This window comes from Geodermatophilus sp. TF02-6 (assembly GCF_003319115.1).
In the GTDB taxonomy this organism is placed as follows: Bacteria; Actinomycetota; Actinomycetes; order Mycobacteriales; family Geodermatophilaceae; genus Geodermatophilus.
Genome location: NZ_QOHF01000010.1, coordinates 82227 through 98138 on the forward strand (window position 1 = coordinate 82227; position 15912 = coordinate 98138).

16 protein-coding genes are annotated in these 15912 nt (G+C 73.5%); 5 read left to right on the forward strand and 11 right to left on the reverse strand.

Going from position 1 to position 15912, the window contains the following annotated elements; translation table 11 throughout:
* Positions 1 to 21: 21 nt before the first annotated feature.
* Both DQ238_RS11045 and DQ238_RS23725 read left to right on the forward strand, forming a co-directional pair.
* Positions 22 to 1002, forward strand: coding sequence for a phosphotriesterase (locus DQ238_RS11045; protein ID WP_113781329.1), 981 nt, complete (start codon positions 22 to 24; stop codon positions 1000 to 1002).
* A 54-nt stretch (positions 1003 to 1056) separates the two neighbouring features.
* Positions 1057 to 1494: a DUF427 domain-containing protein gene (locus tag DQ238_RS23725; RefSeq protein WP_113781330.1), complete on the forward strand. Its 438-nt coding sequence runs from the start codon at positions 1057 to 1059 to the stop codon at positions 1492 to 1494.
* A 56-nt stretch (positions 1495 to 1550) separates the two neighbouring features.
* Here the strand turns inward: DQ238_RS23725 and DQ238_RS11055 are convergent, their stop codons facing one another.
* From DQ238_RS11055 to DQ238_RS11090, 8 genes are all read right to left on the reverse strand, one after another.
* A complete protein-coding gene (locus tag DQ238_RS11055; RefSeq protein WP_113781331.1) occupies positions 1551 to 1778 on the reverse strand; it encodes a hypothetical protein in 228 nt (75 codons plus the stop codon).
* A gap of 159 nt (positions 1779 to 1937) precedes the next feature.
* Positions 1938 to 2360: a hypothetical protein gene (locus tag DQ238_RS11060; RefSeq protein ID WP_113781332.1), complete on the reverse strand. Its 423-nt coding sequence runs from the start codon at positions 2358 to 2360 to the stop codon at positions 1938 to 1940.
* A gap of 164 nt (positions 2361 to 2524) precedes the next feature.
* Complete coding sequence (locus DQ238_RS11065; RefSeq protein ID WP_113781333.1) at positions 2525 to 3496, reverse strand: ferritin-like domain-containing protein; 972 nt, start codon at positions 3494 to 3496, stop codon at positions 2525 to 2527.
* Between the two features lie 157 nt (positions 3497 to 3653).
* A complete protein-coding gene (locus tag DQ238_RS11070; RefSeq protein ID WP_199506275.1) occupies positions 3654 to 4121 on the reverse strand; it encodes an NUDIX domain-containing protein in 468 nt (155 codons plus the stop codon).
* 119 nt (positions 4122 to 4240) lie between these two features.
* Positions 4241 to 4864, reverse strand: coding sequence for an isochorismatase family protein (locus DQ238_RS11075; protein WP_113781334.1), 624 nt, complete (start codon positions 4862 to 4864; stop codon positions 4241 to 4243).
* A 91-nt stretch (positions 4865 to 4955) separates the two neighbouring features.
* Positions 4956 to 6833, reverse strand: coding sequence for a hydantoinase B/oxoprolinase family protein (locus tag DQ238_RS11080; protein ID WP_113781335.1), 1878 nt, complete (start codon positions 6831 to 6833; stop codon positions 4956 to 4958).
* A 5-nt stretch (positions 6834 to 6838) separates the two neighbouring features.
* Entirely contained in the window at positions 6839 to 8953 is a 2115-nt protein-coding gene (locus tag DQ238_RS11085) for a hydantoinase/oxoprolinase family protein (RefSeq protein ID WP_113781336.1), read from the reverse strand.
* The gene (locus DQ238_RS11090; RefSeq protein WP_113781337.1) at positions 8950 to 9630 is read right to left on the reverse strand and encodes a GntR family transcriptional regulator; all 681 of its coding nucleotides are present in this window, start codon (positions 9628 to 9630) and stop codon (positions 8950 to 8952) included. The genes DQ238_RS11085 and DQ238_RS11090 overlap by 4 nt, the downstream gene beginning before the upstream one ends.
* A 106-nt stretch (positions 9631 to 9736) precedes the next feature.
* Here DQ238_RS11090 and DQ238_RS11095 point away from each other — a divergent pair, with 106 nt between their 5' ends.
* Complete coding sequence (locus DQ238_RS11095) at positions 9737 to 10624, forward strand: oxaloacetate decarboxylase (protein ID WP_199506276.1); 888 nt, start codon at positions 9737 to 9739, stop codon at positions 10622 to 10624.
* A gap of 33 nt (positions 10625 to 10657) precedes the next feature.
* Here the strand turns inward: DQ238_RS11095 and DQ238_RS11100 are convergent, their stop codons facing one another.
* The 3 genes from DQ238_RS11100 to DQ238_RS11110 are packed head-to-tail and all read right to left on the reverse strand — an operon-like array spanning position 10658 to position 14014.
* Positions 10658 to 11512: a GntR family transcriptional regulator gene (locus DQ238_RS11100; RefSeq protein ID WP_147263050.1), complete on the reverse strand. Its 855-nt coding sequence runs from the start codon at positions 11510 to 11512 to the stop codon at positions 10658 to 10660.
* 19 nt (positions 11513 to 11531) lie between these two features.
* Entirely contained in the window at positions 11532 to 12473 is a 942-nt protein-coding gene (locus tag DQ238_RS11105) for an MBL fold metallo-hydrolase (RefSeq protein ID WP_113781339.1), read from the reverse strand.
* The gene (locus DQ238_RS11110; protein ID WP_113781340.1) at positions 12470 to 14014 is read right to left on the reverse strand and encodes a cytosine permease; all 1545 of its coding nucleotides are present in this window, start codon (positions 14012 to 14014) and stop codon (positions 12470 to 12472) included. The genes DQ238_RS11105 and DQ238_RS11110 overlap by 4 nt, the downstream gene beginning before the upstream one ends.
* Before the next feature lie 188 nt (positions 14015 to 14202).
* On the opposite strand from DQ238_RS11110, the gene DQ238_RS11115 reads away from it, so the two are divergent.
* Both DQ238_RS11115 and DQ238_RS11120 read left to right on the forward strand, forming a co-directional pair.
* A complete protein-coding gene (locus DQ238_RS11115) occupies positions 14203 to 15363 on the forward strand; it encodes a M14 family metallopeptidase (RefSeq protein ID WP_113781341.1) in 1161 nt (386 codons plus the stop codon).
* Positions 15350 to 15613, forward strand: a complete 264-nt coding sequence (locus DQ238_RS11120; protein ID WP_199506277.1) for a hypothetical protein — start codon at positions 15350 to 15352, stop codon at positions 15611 to 15613. The genes DQ238_RS11115 and DQ238_RS11120 overlap by 14 nt, the downstream gene beginning before the upstream one ends.
* Positions 15614 to 15912 lie beyond the last annotated feature (299 nt).

Below are 15912 nucleotides of genomic sequence, written 5' to 3' on the forward strand. Positions count from 1 at the left end.
CCGCCCCCGGAGGAGAACCGCGTGCCCACCGTCGAGACCGTCCGCGGCCCCGTCGACACCGCCGAGCTCGGCGCGACGCTCATGCACGAGCACGTCTTCGTGCTCTCCACCGAGCACGTGCAGAACTACGGCGCCGGCGACTGGTGGGACGAGGAGGAGCGGGTCCGCGACGCGGTGGAGAAGCTGGACGAGCTCAAGGCGCTCGGCATCGACACGATCGTCGACCCGACCGTGTGGGGGCTGGGCCGCTACATCCCGCGGGTGCAGCGGGTGGCCGAGCAGACCGACCTGAACATCATCGTGGCCACCGGGCTCTACACCTACGACGAGATCCCGCACCAGTACGAGTACCGCGGCCCCGGCCTGCTGCTCGACCTGCCGAGCGACCCGATGGTCGACGACTTCACCCGGGACCTCCGCGACGGCATCGGCGACACCGGGGTCAAGGCGGCGTTCCTCAAGTGCGTGGTGGAGGCCAAGGGGCTGACGCCCGGGGTGGAGCGCACCCTGCGGGCCTGCGCGGCCACCTCCCGCGCGACCGGTGCGCCGATCACCGTGCACACCTCCTCGGCGATCGGCGCGGGCCGGCTGGCGGTGCAGGTGTTCCGCGACGAGGGCGTCGACCTCACCAAGGTGGTCATCGGCCACGCCGGCGACAGCAACGACCTCGACTACCTGACCGAGCTGGCCGACGCCGGCTGCATCCTCGGCATGGACCGGTTCGGCCTGGACCTGTTCAACCCCACCGCGTCGCGGGTCGACACGATCGTGGCGCTGGCCGAGCGGGGCTACGCCGACCGCATGGTGCTCGCCCACGACGCCAGCTGCTACATCGACTACTTCCCCGGCGCCGCGGCGCAGGCGGCCAAGGAGCAGGTCTCGCCGAACTGGAACTTCACGCACATCAGCAGGGACGTGCTGCCGATGTTGCGCGACCGGGGCGTGACCGACGAGCAGATCCGGCAGATGCTGGTCGACACGCCACGCCGCTACTTCGAGTAGGTCCCGAACGCCGGTGGCTAGGTCGACGTCGCCTCCGCCGACGACCGGCCCGAGGTGGCCGACGACTACGGCGCCAACTTCGAGCGGCTGCGGGAGGTCGAGCGGCGCTACGACCCCGGCAACCCCTTCCCCCTCGACCAGGACATCCGCCCGTGGCGCGGACGAGCGGGAGGCGGAATGACGGGGCCGCCGGACGGTGTTGCCGGTCACATGGCCACTGCACGCTGGAACGGCACCGTCGTCGCCGAGTCCGACGACATCGTCACCGTCGAGGGCAACGCCTACTTCCCCCGGGAGGCGGTGCGCGACGACGTCCTGCGACCGTCGGAGACGCACACCGTGTGCCCGTGGAAGGGGACCGCGTCCTACTACACGCTCCAGGTGGACGGGCAGACCAACCCCGACGCGGCCTGGTACTACCCGGAGCCCAAGGACGCCGCGAGGGAGATCGCCGGCCGCGTGGCGTTCTGGCGGGGCGTCGAGGTCGGCTGACGACGAGGGGCCGCAGACCGGACACCGTCCGGCCTGCGGCCCCTCGCCCGCGACCTCTAGCTGCTCATACGAGAACCCAGGAGCGCCTTGCCCCGCTCGGCGCCCTTGCGGCTGTCGCTCTGCGCCTTGCGGAACAGGTCGGCGACCTCGTTGTCACCGTCCCGCTCGGCGTCCTGGATGTAGGTCTCCAGGCGCAGGGCGTTGTTCAGGCACTGCTCCGTGTACCAGATGAGGTTGTAGTCCTTGTCCTTGGTGCCGGTGACGTCGCCGGTTTCACTGGTCATGCTCACGACCCGCCTTCTCGCGGCTGCTGGGATCTCCTGGACGCCGGTGCCCCCGTCGACCTCGCTGCTGCCGCGGCGACACCGACTGGGGGCCAGTCCAGCGGATCGGCCGTCCGGAGGGAACCGGTGCGCGCACGGCGACCGGTGTTCCCCGGCGCGTCAGCTCGGACGGGCCCCGGCGAGTCCCCGCGCGGCCGCGGCCGCGTCGGGGTCGAGGGCTCGCGCGCGCTCCTGCCGCTCGATGAGTCGGTGGTAGGCCGCCCACGCCTCCTCGGGGGTGACGTCGAGGGCGGCGGCGACCTGCTGCCAGGTGGCGCCGCCGCGCAGGGCGGCGCGGAAGCCGGTCAGCTGGCTGTCGCGCGCCTTGCGGGCGACGACCTCGCCGAGGGCGAGCAGCTCCAGGGACTCGGGGACGTCCAGCGACGTCGTCGCGTCCTTGACGGAGCTCCAGTCGTCGGCGTCCGCGTCGCGGACGGTGTTCAGGGTCGTGGTCCCGCTGTCGCGCCGGCTCAGGAAGTCCAGCCGGGTGACGGCCGTCGTCAGGGAGAGCTCCTGTCCGAGGACCTCGGGTGTGATGCTCATGCGTTCTTCCATCCCCGGCCCCGGCAGCCGGTCAAACCCGGTGCGACCCACGTCTCGGACAGCGGCGAGGGCCCGCACCCCGGGAAGTGGGGTGCGGGCCCTCCGCGGCCCCGTCCAGAGGCTCGCCGCGAGCCTGCGAGTGGTGAGAGGGACGGGGTCCTTCCTCAGTTGTCGACGCCCACGGCCTCCTTGGCCAGCGCGGCCAGCTGGGTCTGGGTGGCGCTCACCACGCTGGAGCGGTTCTTGTGGGTCTCCTCGTAGCGGATGATGACCCGGACGTCGCGTGCGCTCTTCAGCTCCTTGACCGCCTTGACGGCGTCCTGGGTCGACAGCGAGTCGTAGCCCTTGATCGGCAGCTCGTCGGCGGAGACGTCGCCGAGCTCCTCGCGGGCGGCCCGGGCGGCGTTGGCCGCCTCCTTGTTGCCCTCGCGGCGGGCGATCCGCTCGGCCCGGCGCAGCGCGGCGCCGCGGCCGACGGTCAGCGTCTCGCGGACGGCGTCGGTGAGCGAGGTCGCCTTGTCGGCCACCTCGCCGAGCCGCTCGCCGGCCTCCTCGCGCCGCTGGCGCGCGGAGTCGACGGCCTCGTTGACCCGGTTGGCGAAGAAGCGGGTCGGGGCGTTGGCGGCGCGGGCCGCGGTGCCGGCGACACGCTGGAACGGGGTCGGCCGCAGCGCGGCGGGGCCGCCCATGGCCTCCTCGGCCAGCACGACGGTCAGCCACTCGACGGTCGCCTCGTGCGCGGTGATCAGCCGCTCGGCGAGCTGCTTGACCCGCGGCAGCTCGGCCTGGTCGGCGAGCACCTTGAGGTAGGTGGCGCGGTCGAGCAGCTGGTGCTCCAGGGACAGGTCCTGCAGCAGGGCCTCCTCGAACGGCTCGGCCTGCTCGAAGGTGGCCTTGAGGACGGCGCCGAGCCGGCCGACGGCGGGGGTCACCACGTCCGGCACGCCACCGAGGGCGCGCAGCTGCTCGACGATGGCCTGGGTGCGGCTGGCGGCGTTGTCCGCGTTCTGGGTGAGCTCCCGGCGGACGGCGTCGGTGCGCGCCTGGGCGACCCGGGTGCGGGCGACCTGCTCCTCGGTCTGGGTGAGCAGAACGAGGGCGCGCAGCTGGTTGATGATCTTGGCGTTGTCGGCCATGGGGGGAAGGACTCCAGAGATCGTTGATGACCTGACGCCTCCAGAATGCCCCTTCTAGGCCGTCTGCTAACTACTGCAAGCGGATTGCTTGCCGTGAGATGCGTCACGCCGGGTCGGCTCGTCGCCGTGTCGACGTGTCGAGGCGCCCTCCCCGTGCTCAGCCGGACAGCACGGCGACGAGCCGGTCGAGCAGCGGCACCTGGCCCGCGACCAGCTTCTGCCGGGCCTCCTCGACGGTCACCCACGCGGCGCGGTCGATCTCGGGGAACTCCCGCACGCGGCCCGACCGCGGCGGCCACTCGAGGGCGAAGGTGTTGCTGACCGCGCGGGCCGCGTCGAAGTCGCCCTCGACGGCCCAGACGGTCAGCCGCTTGCCGCCGGACTGCCGCACCTCGCCGAGCGGGACGGCGTCGCCGGCGGGCGCGGGCGCGCCGAGCTCCTCCTCGAACTCACGCAGCGCGACCGCGTACGGGTCCTCGCCGTCGGTGTACTCGCCCTTGGGGATCGACCAGGCGCCGGCGTCCTTGCGCGCCCAGAACGGCCCGCCCATGTGCCCGATCAGTACCTGCAGGCCGCGCCCGGCGTGGCGCCGGTGCAGCAGCAGCCCCGCGCTCGTCCTCGCCACGGCCCACCTCCCCCGCCATCCTCCGCCCGCAGCGGCCGACCCGGCGGGATGGAGGCGGCGCCGCCCGGCGCAGGGGGAGGGCAGCCGGGCGGCGCCGCGTCTGGAGGTGGGCCAGCGCTCTACAGACGTGCGAGGGCGTCGGGCAGGTCCACCACGTCGGCGTACTTCGCGTCGAGGTCGGCGAGGTTGGCCTCGTGCAGCGCCGGGCTGCGGTCGGCGCAGGCCTGGCGCACCACCTGCGGGCGGAAGCCGGAGTTGAGGGCGTCCATGGCGCTGGCCCGCACGCAGCCCGACGTCGAGACGCCGGCGACCACCACGGTGTCCACGCCGGCCGCGCGCAGGGTGGAGGCCAGCGAGGTGCCGAAGAACGCCGACGCGTACTGCTTCACCACCACCGGCTCGCCCGCCTCGGGCTCGATCGTGAGGTCGCCCCAGCCGCCCGGCGCGTCCTCGACGAAGCAGGCCAGCGCCGGCACCTTGCGCACGAACAACCCCGCGTCGCCCAGCCCCGGGGTGTAGCGGACGACGGTCCACACCACCAGGTGCCCGTGCGCCCGTGCGGCGTCCACCAGCGCGCGGGTCGCCGTCACCGCGGGGTCGGGGTCGGGCAGCCCGAACGGCCCGTCCCGGTCGGTGTAGGCGCGCACCAGGTCGACGACCACGACCGCGGGCGTGCTCCCCCAGCCGACCCGGCCGGAGAACGCCGACCCGTGCGGCCCGGGCGCGGGCTCGGGGACGCTCACCTCCGGACGACCAGATCGGCGGTCTGGTCGCCATGCGGCCCGGGAGACGGCCACATCGCCGATGTGGCCGAGGAGGGGAGGGCCATCTCGATCACCCCGCCGTCCACACCGGGCGCCGCGGCGCGGGCAGGCCGGTCTCCTCCTCGCAGCGGGCCAGCAGCTCCTCGACCGGCGGCCCCATGTCGAAGACCGGCAGCTCGGCCGGGCGGTCGGCGCGCAGCTGGTCGCGCAGGGTCTCGGTGGCCGCCCAGTCGACGGCGCAGTCCTCGGCGAGGACGACCCCGTAGCGGCGGGTGCCGTCGACGGTCACCAGCCCGCGGCGGACCTCCTGGGCCACCAGCTCCGGGTCGCGCTCCAGCGGGTCGCCCCACCCACCACCGCCCCAGGTGACGAAGTGCAGGACGTCGCCGGGCGCCACCGGCACCCCGTGGCACTTGGCGGGCAGCACCTGGCGGGTGCCGTCGGCCCGGTCGATCCACTTGCGGCCCCGCGCCCCGGGGTGCCCGCCGTTGACTCCCCAGGGGTGGGTCAACCAGCGGTCGTCGTGGATGGCGATCTCGCCCGGCTCCTCGAACACGTAGGCGACGTCGACGCCGTTGCCGCCGCGGTGCAGGCCGGCACCGCCGGTGTCGGCGACGGTCTCCCACCGCTCGATGCGCAGCGGGTAGTAGGACTCGAGGTACTCGCAGGGGATGTTGACGAAGCTCGGCCACAGCGAGTGCCCGTCCGGCCCGTCGCCCAGCGGCCGGCCGGGGATGCCGCCGAAGCCGATCGAGTAGAGCTGGAACCACTCCCCCTTCCGCTCGCCGGACGAGTAGTGGCCGGAGTACATGAAGTGCGGGGAGGAGGAGAACCCGGCGGCGTTGAGCAGCGCCGGGTTGGTCTGCCCGAGCAGCCCGCCGAACAGGTCGAACACCCGCCCGATGCCGTGGTTGCGGCCGTTGAGCGCGGCCGGGTGCGCCGGCTTCCAGTACGACCCCTCGGGGATCGTGACGTCGACCAGCGGGTAGAAGCCGTCGTTCCACAGGATCTGCGGGTCGGCGACGGTGATCATGTAGATCCCGAAGAACATCCGGGTCAGGTTCTCGTTGATGTAGTAGTTGATCGGCCCGGCCGCCTGCGGCGAGGACCCGGTGAAGTCCAGGTGCACCTTCTCGCCGGTGCGGGTCAACGACAGCTTCAGCTCGTACGGGCCGTTGCCGACGCCGTCGTCGCAGATGTAGTCGGTGAACGTGAGGGTGCGCCCCTCCTCGAACACCGTCTGCAGCAGCACCTTCATGGCGTCGTGGTTGCGCTGCAGCAGCGCGTCGAGCGCCGAGAGGTAGGTCGCCGTCCCGAACCGCTGGCACATCTCCACCACCCGCCGCGACGCCGTCCGGCAGGCGGCGACCAGACCGCCCAGGTCGGCCCGGTTCCAGTCCGGCTTGCGGACCTGGTTGAGGATGATCCGCAGCGCGTCCTCGTTGAGCACGCCCGCCCGGTACAGCTTGAACGGCGGGATGACCACGCCCTCCTCGTAGATGGTCCGGGCGTCGGTGGGCATGGACGACGGCGTCTTGCCGCCCACGTCGGACATGTGCCCGAACATCGACGCCCAGCCCACGACCCGGCCCTCGGAGAAGATCGGCAGGACCACCAGCCAGTCGTTGGCGTGGCTGATCGCCGCCCCGCAGGCGTAGGGGTCGCTGGTCAGCAGGACGTCGCCCTCCTCCACGGTGTCGTCGAAGCCGTCGAGGAAGTCGGGGATGGACAGGCCGAACTGGCCGACGACCATCTTCCCGGACGGGTCGCCGATCAGCGGGAACTCGTCGTGCTGCTCGCGGATGCCCGGCGAGAGCGCGGTGCGGAACAGCACCTCGTCCATCTCGTAGCGGGCGTTGCGCAGCCCGTTCTCGATGAGGTCGAGGGTGACCGGGTCGACGTCGGTCCGCTCGACGTCGCCGGTCGCGGTCTCGACGATCCGTGCCATGGGGGTCAGCCCTCCACCGGGTTGATGAGCAGGGGGTTGATGAGCAGGGGGTTGATGAGCAGCGAGCCCGACGGGTGCACCGTGGCGGCGTGGCCGGGCAGGACGAGGGTCGTGGAGTCCATCTCGGTGACGATCGCCGGACCGGTCACCACGTCCCCGGCGCGCAGCCGCTCGCGGTCGTAGACCCCGGCGGTCACCTGCTCGCCGCCGACGTGGATCGGGTGCTCGGTGACCAGGGCGGCGGCAGGGTCGCCGTCCCCGGGGTCGAGGTGCACGGACGCGACGTCCGGGCGCGGGCCGGTGACCGTGGCGCGGGCGTTGACCAGCTCGTGGTCGACGTCGAGGAGGAAGGAGAACAGCCGGTCGTGCTCGGCGTCGAAGGCCCGCCCGAGCTCGGCGAGCGCGTCTGGTCTGTCCCCACCCGCCCCGCCGTTCCCGTCGAGCCACGCGGGGTCGACGTCCACCGGGATCTCGAAGCCCTGCCCGTGGTAGCGGACGTCGACCTGGAAACCGACCGTCTGCTGCTCGCGCGCCAGCCCCTGCGCCGTCAGGCGGGCCCCGGCGTCGTCGGCGAGCTCGCGCAGGATCCGGGCCAGCTCGGTGCCGGTCAGCTGCCCGAAGCGGCGCAGCACGGTGCGGGCGGACTCGTCGCGCCGGCTGGTGGTCGCGTCGCCGAGCGCGCACAGCAGGCCGGGCCCGGGCGGGATGATCACCGGCCACGCGCCGGTCAGCCTCCCGAGGGCGTTGGCGTGCAGCGGGCCGGCGCCGCCGAAGGCGACGAGGGCGAAGTCGCGCGGGTCGAAGCCCTGCTGCACCGAGACCAGCCGCAGGCCCCCGAGCATGTTCTCGTTGACGATGTCGACGATCCCGGCGGCCGCGGCCTCCGGGGAGCCCAGCCCCATCGCCTCGGCCACCTTGGCGACCGCGGCCCGGGAGGCGTCGGCGTCCAGGGTGATCTCGCCGCCGGCCAGCGAGGAGGGCAGGTAGCCGAGGACGACGTTCGCGTCGGTGACCGTGGGGTCGACGCCGCCCTTGCCGTAGGCGGCCGGGCCCGGGTCGGCGCCGGCCGACTGCGGGCCGACCCGCAGTGCCCGGGTCAGCTCCGGCACGTGCGCGATCGACCCGCCGCCGGCGCCGACGGTGCGGACGTCGACGCTGGAGGCCCGCACCGACAGGTCCCCCACCTCGGTCTCCCGGCCGATCCTGGGGGACAGGTCGCGGACCAGCGCGACGTCGGTCGAGGTGCCGCCCATGTCGAAGGTGATCAGGTCGCGGTGGCCGCACTGCTCGGCCACCCACACCGCGCCGGTCACCCCGCCGGCCGGGCCGGACAGCAACATGGTCACCGGTGCCTCGACCGCGGCGGCGGCCGACTGCAGCCCGCCGTCGCTGCGCAGGATGGACAGCTCCCCGGCGACCCCGCCGGAGGCCAGCCCCTCCGACAGGTGCCGCACGTACCGGGCCACCTGCGGCTGCACGTAGCCGTTGGCGACGGTGGTCAGCGTCCGCTCGTACTCGCGCAGCTCCGGGAGCACGTCCGACGACAGGGAGACGGGGACGTCGGGGAGCAGTTCACCGGCCAGCTCGCGGATGCGCCGCTCGTGGGTGGGGTCGGCAAAGGAGTTCACGAGGCTGACCGCCAGCGCCTGGACGTCCCGGCCGGCCAGCCTGGCCAGCTGCCGGCGCACGTCGTCCTCGTCCAGCGGGCGGATCACGGCACCGTCGCTGGCGATCCGCTCGTCGACCTCGACGGTGTCCTCCAGGTCGGCCAGCGGTTCGGGCTTGGGCCAGATGATCCAGCCGGCCAGCCCGCCGGGGACGAAGGAGCGGGCGATCTGCAGCACCTGGCGGAACCCGCGGGTGGTGACCAGCCCGACGGTGGCGCCCTTGCCCTCGAGGATGGCGTTGGTGGCCACCGTGGTGCCGTGCAGCACCTGCGCGACCTCGCCCATCCCGATGCCGGCGTCGGCGCAGACCCGCTCGATGCCGTGCAGGACGCCCACGGCCTGGTCGGCCGGCGTCGAGGCGGTCTTGGCCCGCCAGGTGGCGCCGCTGTCCTCGTCGACGAGCAGGACGTCGGTGAAGGTGCCGCCGACGTCGACGCCGAGCCGGTAGCTCATGGGGTCTCCTCTTCTCGGGCTGCCTGCTGTCGGGCCGCCCGGACCATGACCGCCCGGGCGTTGGCGATGTGCGAGGTCATGACGGCCCGGGCCCACTCGGGGTCGCCGGCGCGCATCGCCGCGACGATCTCGCCGTGGTGGGCCAGACTGCGGCGCAGCGACGCCTCGTCGTAGGTGAGGAAGTTGCGCCGCACGATCGGCGGGTGGATGGCCGCGGCCAGGGCGGCGGCCAGGGTCGGGTGCGCCGCCAGGGTGACCAGCCGGTCGTGGAAGGCGCGGTTGAGCGGGACGAGCGCGTCGAGGTCCTGGTGCTCCCCCGGGCTGCCGACCTCGTGCATGCGCCGGGCCAGGGCGTCGAGCTCGTCGAGGTCGGCCGCGGTGGCGTGGGGGACGGCGTGGGCGGTCAGCTGCGGCTCGAGGCTGGCGCGCAGGTCGAACACGCCCTCGAGCTCGGCGACGGTCCAGGTGGCCACCCGGGCGCCGCGGTTGGGCACCACCTGGACCAGGCCCTCGGCGGCCAGCCGGGAGAGCGCCTCGCGCACCGGCGTCCGGCTCACCCCGAGGCGGTCGGCCAGCTCCACCTCGCCCAGGCGCGCGCCGGGGCGCAGGTCGCCACCCATGATCATCTCGCGCAGGGTGGACAGCGCCCGCTCGGCCGAGGTCAGGAACCGTGTCAGCTGTCACACCTCCTCGAGATTGTGTGCAAACCTAGGGGCACGGCGGCGCCGGGGACAATGCCTCCGCCGTGAGGACGGCGTCACTGCATACAACCGAGGAGGCGGCGTGGGAGACCTGCTGGGAGACGGCCGCACCCCCCGCACCCGGCTGCGCGAACTGCTGGCCGCGCCCCGGCCGCTGGTCGCGCCCGGCGCGTACGACGCCCTGTCGGCCCGGCTGGTGGAGCGGGCCGGCTTCGACGCCGTCTACATGACCGGCTTCGGGACGACGGCCTCGCTCATCGGCCGCCCCGACGTCGGGCTGCTCGGCGGCGCGGAGATGGCCGACAACGCCCGCCGGATCGCCGCGGCCGTCGACGTCCCGGTGATCGCCGACGCCGACACCGGTTACGGCAACGCGGTCAACGTCGTCCGCACCGTGCAGCTGTACGAGCAGGCCGGGGTGGCGGGCATCCAGCTCGAGGACCAGGTGATGCCCAAGAGGTGCGGGCACATGAGCGGCAAGGCGCTGATCGGGGCCGACGAGATGGTCGGCAAGGTGCGGGCCGCCGTCGCCGCCCGCCGCGACCCCGACCTGGTGCTCGTCGCCCGCACCGACGCCGTGGCCGTGACCGGGGTCGACGACGCCCTCGCGCGGGCCCGGGCCTACGCCGAGGCCGGCGCCGACCTGCTCTTCGTCGAGGCGCCGACGTCGGAGGCCGATGTCGAGCGGGTGGCGGAGGAACTCTCCGGCGTCGCGCCGCTGGTGTTCAACTGGGCCGAGGGCGGGCGCACTCCCCCGTTGCCGCTGGAGCGGATGGCCGAGCTCGGCTTCGCCCTGGTGATCTACCCGATCGGCACCCTGCTGGCGGCGACAGCGGGGATGCGCGCGCTGCTGGCCACGCTGCGGCGCGACGGGGTCCCTTCGCTCGACGGGCTGCCCACGTTCGGCGAGTTCACCGACCTGATCGGCCTGCCCGAGGTGCAGGAGCTGGAGCGGCGCTTCTCGGGGTGACCGGCCGGCCTGCCCGAGCGCCGCTCCCCCGGCTCAGGTGGGTGGGGCCTGCGGCCGGCTAGCGCCGTGCGCGGCGGGAGTCCCGGCCTCGTGCAGCACGCTGACGGCGAACCGGAAGTGGTCGCTGCGGACCACGGAGCGCAGGAACCCCAGCGGCGCGTCGTCCGGGCCGCGCAGCACGGTGCTGACCAGCGCCATGGTCGCGCCGCCGCGGACGCCGAGCGTGGCGCACTCGAACTCGTTCGCCGTCGTCGTCTCGATGCTCAGGTCGGAGCGCTGCAACGGCAGGCCGCAGCGGGTGGCCAGCTGGTGCAACAGCTCCGGGCCGCCGATCTCCAACGGCAGTGCGGCCGGGGCCTCCGCGGCGGCCGCCAGCTGCGGGGAGGCGCCGGTGGGCACGTAGGCCTGGGTCAGCGACACCGGTGAGTCCACGGCCGCGACCGCGGTGATCTCGAACAGCCGCGCGTCCGGCGGCACCCCGAGCAGCGTGCCCAGGTTGCCGCCGGCCACGACCACCCGGACGTCGACGACCCGCGCGAGCACCGGGCGCCGCGACAGGTCCCCGGACCGCCACTCCTGCGCCGCGGCGACGGCGTCGTACAGCAGCTTCGGCGGGGCGACGACGGTGCCGCGGCCCTTCTGGCGCACCACCTGTCCGTCGGCCTCGAGCACGTCGAGCGCCTTGCGGATCACCGTGCGGCTGACCCCGAACGCCGCCTCGAGCTCCGCCTCCGAGGGCAGGATCGCGCCGGGCTGCCAGTGGCCGGCGTCGATGTCCTCCTTGAGCAGCTCCTGCAGCTGGTAGTACAGCGGGACCGGGCTGTGCCGGTCCAGCTGGCCGGCGCGCGCGAAGAACCGGCGCACCTGCTCCGGCCGCGGGTCGGGCACGCTCGGCACGATCCCCCGCTCAGACCGGCGTGCCGCCGGCCTCCCCGGCCACGAAGACCGAGAAGTGCTCGAAGCACGCCTCCTTCACCGGGTAGCCGAGGCAGTCGGCGTTGTCCCGGAACGGCGCGGTGCCCTCCACCAGCCGCTCGAACCCGTCGGCGATCTCGCGCAGCAGCGCCGGCGGGTTGTCGACCCGCATGAAGTGGCAGACGAACACCCGCGCCACGGCGTCCCCGAGGTCGGCCAGCCGGCGCGTCGAGCGGGCGAACGCGGCCACGTCGGAGTCCTCCAGCTGCGCGTAGATCGGCCCCGTGTTGACGGTGTCCCCGCCGAACAGCAGGCCGGTGCGCTCCTCGAGCAGGCAGATGCTGTCCGGCGAGTGACCGGGGGTGTGCACCACCCGCAGCACCCGGCCGCCGAGGTCGATCTCGTCACCGTCGTCGAGCAGCGTCGTCGCCCGGGTCGGCACGATCTCGTAGGACGCCGGGTCGAACCCCTCGGGCAGCGGCCGGACCAGCGTGTCGGCGGTGACCAGGTGGAAGTAGCTGTCGTCGAGCTCCTTGTAGGTGCGCCAGGACTCGATCAGCCGCCGGGTGTAGGCCATGTAGCCCTCGGCCAGCCCCTCCGGGGCCGGCTGCGCGAGCAGTTCGGCCCCGGAGCGGTGGATGGCGATGTCGTCGAACAGCCGGTTCCCGCCGGAGTGGTCGAAGTGGTGGTGGGAGTTGACGACCGACAGCGGCTTGCCGGCCAGCCGCTCGGCGACCGACCTGATGTCGGCCACGCCGAGCCCGGTGTCGAGCAGCACCGCCCGGTCGTCGCCGACGACCAGGAAGTTGTTGACGTGGCCCGGCTCGGCGATGAGGACGACGCCGTCGGCCAGCGGCCGGACGTCGAACCACGACTTCCGGGGGTGGACGTCCCCCCAGTCCTCGTCCCCGCCGACCTCGATCAGCGCGGTCATGCCGGCGTGGTCTCGTCGGTGACGGCGCCGGCCCGCGGCGCGGTGACGGCAGTGGCGTCACCGGCGAGCACCTCGCCGTCCTCCGCCTGGACCAGCGCGGGGTCCGCGGCCGACTCCGGTGCGGGCCCGACGCGCCTGCGCATGGTGACGTAGTAGCCGATCAGTCCGACGGCGAAGCCCACGTAGACGGAGACGTCCCCGCCGCCGACCAGCCCGGTGAGCGGCCCCTGGTAGAGCGCGCTGTTGGCGAACAGCGCGGCCAGCACGATGCCGGCGACGAACCAGGACAGCGCGACCGGGTTCACCCCGCGGTGGTACCAGTACGCGCCACCGCCGCGACGGAACAGCGCGGCCACGTCGTAGCGCCCGCGTCGCAGCAGCAGGTCGGCGAGGTAGATGCCGCACCAGGGAGCGATCCACAGCACCATCAGCGACAGGAAGCTGATGAAGGAGTTGGTGAAGTCGAAGACGAACAGCGCGTAGACCGACAGGGCCGTGCCGATCGTCGCGTCCACGAGCACCGCCTGCCAGCGCTTGGCCTTCAGCCCCATGGCCAGCAGGCTCATGCCGGACGAGTAGGTGTTGAGGAAGTTGTTGGTGATCGTGCCACCGACGATCACGGCGAGGTAGGTCACGAAGAACCAGGTCGGCAGGATGGCCTGCAGCCCGGCGACCGGGTCGGTCATGTCGGTCGCGGTGGCGGCGGCGACGCCGAAGACGGTGATGACCACGGCCGGGATCGCGCCGCCGAGCGCCGTCCACAGCGTGATCCTGGAGCCGGCGGTGCGACGGGGCAGGTACCGGGAGTAGTCGGCCCCGGTGTTGACCCAGGAGAACGGGGCCGCGGCCATCACGACGAGGGCGAGCAGGAAGGCGCCGCCGTAGGTCGGCGCGGCGAGCGCCGGGCGGGCGTCCAGGTCCGTCTGCGGCAGGACCAGGACCCCGAGGACGACGGTGCCGATGCCGAGGGCCCAGGAGAAGAACTTGTTCAGCACGGTGATCGTCGCGTGGCCGAGGACGGCGACGCCGAAGGTCAGCACGATGATCACCACGAGAGCCAGCGCCTTCCAGCCGGCGCCGTCCCCCGCTCCGAGCTCCTGGAAGATCGCCACCAGCGACAGCGCGCCGATGACGATGTTGACCGCCTCCCAGCCGACCGCGGTCAGCCAGCTGAACAGCGCCGCGGGGGCGTTCCCGAGCACCCCGAAGGCGCTGCGCGAGACGACCAGGGTCGCCGTGCCGGCACGGGCGCCGGGGATCGAGGCGAGCCCGACGAGCACGTAGAAGAGGTTGCCGACGAGCACGACGGCCACCGCGGGCCAGAAGCTCAGTCCGAAGCCGACGATGATGGCGCCGTCGATGACGTACGTGAAGATCACGTTGGCGCCGAACCAGATCCAGAAGAGGTCGAAGGGCCGGCTGCGGCGGGCTGCCTCCGGGATGTGGTCGATGCCGTGCGTCTCGAGCTCGAACGCGCGGTTGCCGGTCCCCTCGCCGTCCGCTCCTCCCGCCACCGTGGCGCCGTGTGCCGTGCCGTCCATGCGCCTCGCCCTTCGCCGGGTCGACCTGGGATCCCAGGAGGCTAGGTCGACGGATTGGTTGTGGCAAGGATCACGTCCGCGGTGGTCGCGTCGCCGCGGCTGCTTGCCGATCCGGGCGGTCGGGCACACCCTCGGTGCGGCGGGGGACGCCGGGCTGCGTCCCGGGCCGCCCGAGGGCAGGAGGACCGATGGCGGGCTTGATCGCGAGGGTCACGTCGACCGGCACCCGGGCCCCGCTGGCACGGTTGCTCACCGCCCCCCTCGGGCTGGACGTGTGGGAGGTCGGGCCCGACCACCTGGTGCTGCAGGCCGACGAGGCCCAGGCCGCCCGGCTGGAGGCGATGGGGTACGGCGTCGAGCAGCTGCAGATGACCGAGCCGTACCTGAGGACCTTCGCCACCGACGCCGCGGTGGCCGGCTACCACACGGTGATGAGCCTGGAGCAGGACCTGCGGCGCCTGGCCGAGCAGCACCCGGAGATCGCCGAGCTGCACGGGATCGGCCGCAGCGTCGAGGACCGGCCGATCTGGGCCCTGCGCATCGGCGAGCGCCGCGGCAGCGACCGCAAGGCGGCCGTCCTCGGCTGCCACCACGCCCGGGAGTGGATCTCCGTCGAGGTCCCGTACCGGCTGGCCGAGCACCTGCTCGAGAGCTCCGCGTCGGACCCGGTGCAGAGCTGGCTGCAGCAGGGCGAGGTGTGGGTGGCCCCGATGGTCAACCCGGACGGGCACGAGTACACGCGCACCACCGACCGGCTGTGGCGCAAGAACCGGCGCCGCAACCGGGACGGCAGCACCGGCGTCGACCCGAACCGCAACTACGGCTACATGTGGGGCACGCTGGACGTGAACACCTCCAGCCACGTCCCGTCGGACGCGACCTACGTCGGCCCGCGGGCCTTCTCCGAGCCGGAGGTGCGCGCGGTGCGGGACCTGGTCGCCCGCGAGCTGGTCGGCGGCGTCCTGACCTACCACAGCTACTCGCAGCTGGTGCTCTACCCGTGGGGCTACACGTCCGACCCGGTCGAGGACGACGCCGACCTGCGCGAGATGCGCGACCTGGCGGAGCAGATGCAGCGGCTGATCGGGGAGGTGCACGGGGCGACCTACACCGCCGAGCAGGCGTCGCAGCTGTACCCGACGGCCGGGGACACCACCGACTGGTCCTACGGCGAGTACGACGCGCCGTCGATCACGGTGGAGCTGCGACCGGCCTCCGCGCAGCAGGGCGGGTTCGTCCTGCCGGCCGACCAGATCGAGCCCTGCTGGGAGGAGAACCGACCCGCCGCCATGGAGTTCCTCCGGCGCGTCCTCGAGCGGCCGCAGGACGGCGCGCGTGGCCGCGGGTGAGGAACAGGTGGTCGCCCGCGTGACGCCGGCGGCCGGCGGCAGCGTCGCGGGGCTGCTCGGCATGCCGCTCGGGCTCGACGTCTGGGAGCGCTCCGCGGACTCCCTCGTGGTGGCCGCGCCCGAGAGCCGGCTCGCCGAGCTGGAGCGGCGGCGGCTGGCGCACGTCGAGCGCTGGGGCCCGGCGAGGCGGTACCTGGCGCAGCTGCGGGACCGGGACGCACCAGGCGGGGACGACGACCGGCCCCGGTGACACCCCCTCCCCTGGGGTGACCGCTCGAGGGGCGACCGCTCGAGCCGCTGTCCGCGGATGACGCTGTCCGCGGATGACGTCGCGGGCCGGTGACCTCGCGGGCCAGCATCCGTGTGCACGAGTTCCTGGTCCGGGCGGAGCTCCGGCCACGTCGCTCCTGGCCGCGGTCGGCTCGTCCGGACACCGGCCGGCCGCTGGGACCGTCGGTCTGTGCCCCCGACAGCAGGGGCACCTCGTTCCGCCGCAGCGGTACGAGGTGCCCCCATCGCGGTGCCCTGTCAGAGGCACCGTCCTGTCAG

Bases quoted from the DNA above. Each gene is read 5' to 3' on its own strand.
- DQ238_RS11110 (WP_113781340.1), bottom strand. From the start codon at position 14,014: ATGGACGGCACGGCACACGGCGCCACGGTGGCGGGAGGAGCGGACGGC.
- DQ238_RS11080 (WP_113781335.1), bottom strand. From the start codon at position 6,833: ATGGCACGGATCGTCGAGACCGCGACCGGCGACGTCGAGCGGACCGAC.
- DQ238_RS11060 (WP_113781332.1), bottom strand. From the start codon at position 2,360: ATGAGCATCACACCCGAGGTCCTCGGACAGGAGCTCTCCCTGACGACG.
- DQ238_RS11105 (WP_113781339.1), bottom strand. From the start codon at position 12,473: ATGACCGCGCTGATCGAGGTCGGCGGGGACGAGGACTGGGGGGACGTC.
- DQ238_RS11115 (WP_113781341.1), top strand. From the start codon at position 14,203: ATGGCGGGCTTGATCGCGAGGGTCACGTCGACCGGCACCCGGGCCCCG.
- DQ238_RS11085 (WP_113781336.1), bottom strand. From the start codon at position 8,953: ATGAGCTACCGGCTCGGCGTCGACGTCGGCGGCACCTTCACCGACGTC.
- DQ238_RS11055 (WP_113781331.1), bottom strand. From the start codon at position 1,778: ATGACCAGTGAAACCGGCGACGTCACCGGCACCAAGGACAAGGACTAC.
- DQ238_RS11065 (WP_113781333.1), bottom strand. From the start codon at position 3,496: ATGGCCGACAACGCCAAGATCATCAACCAGCTGCGCGCCCTCGTTCTG.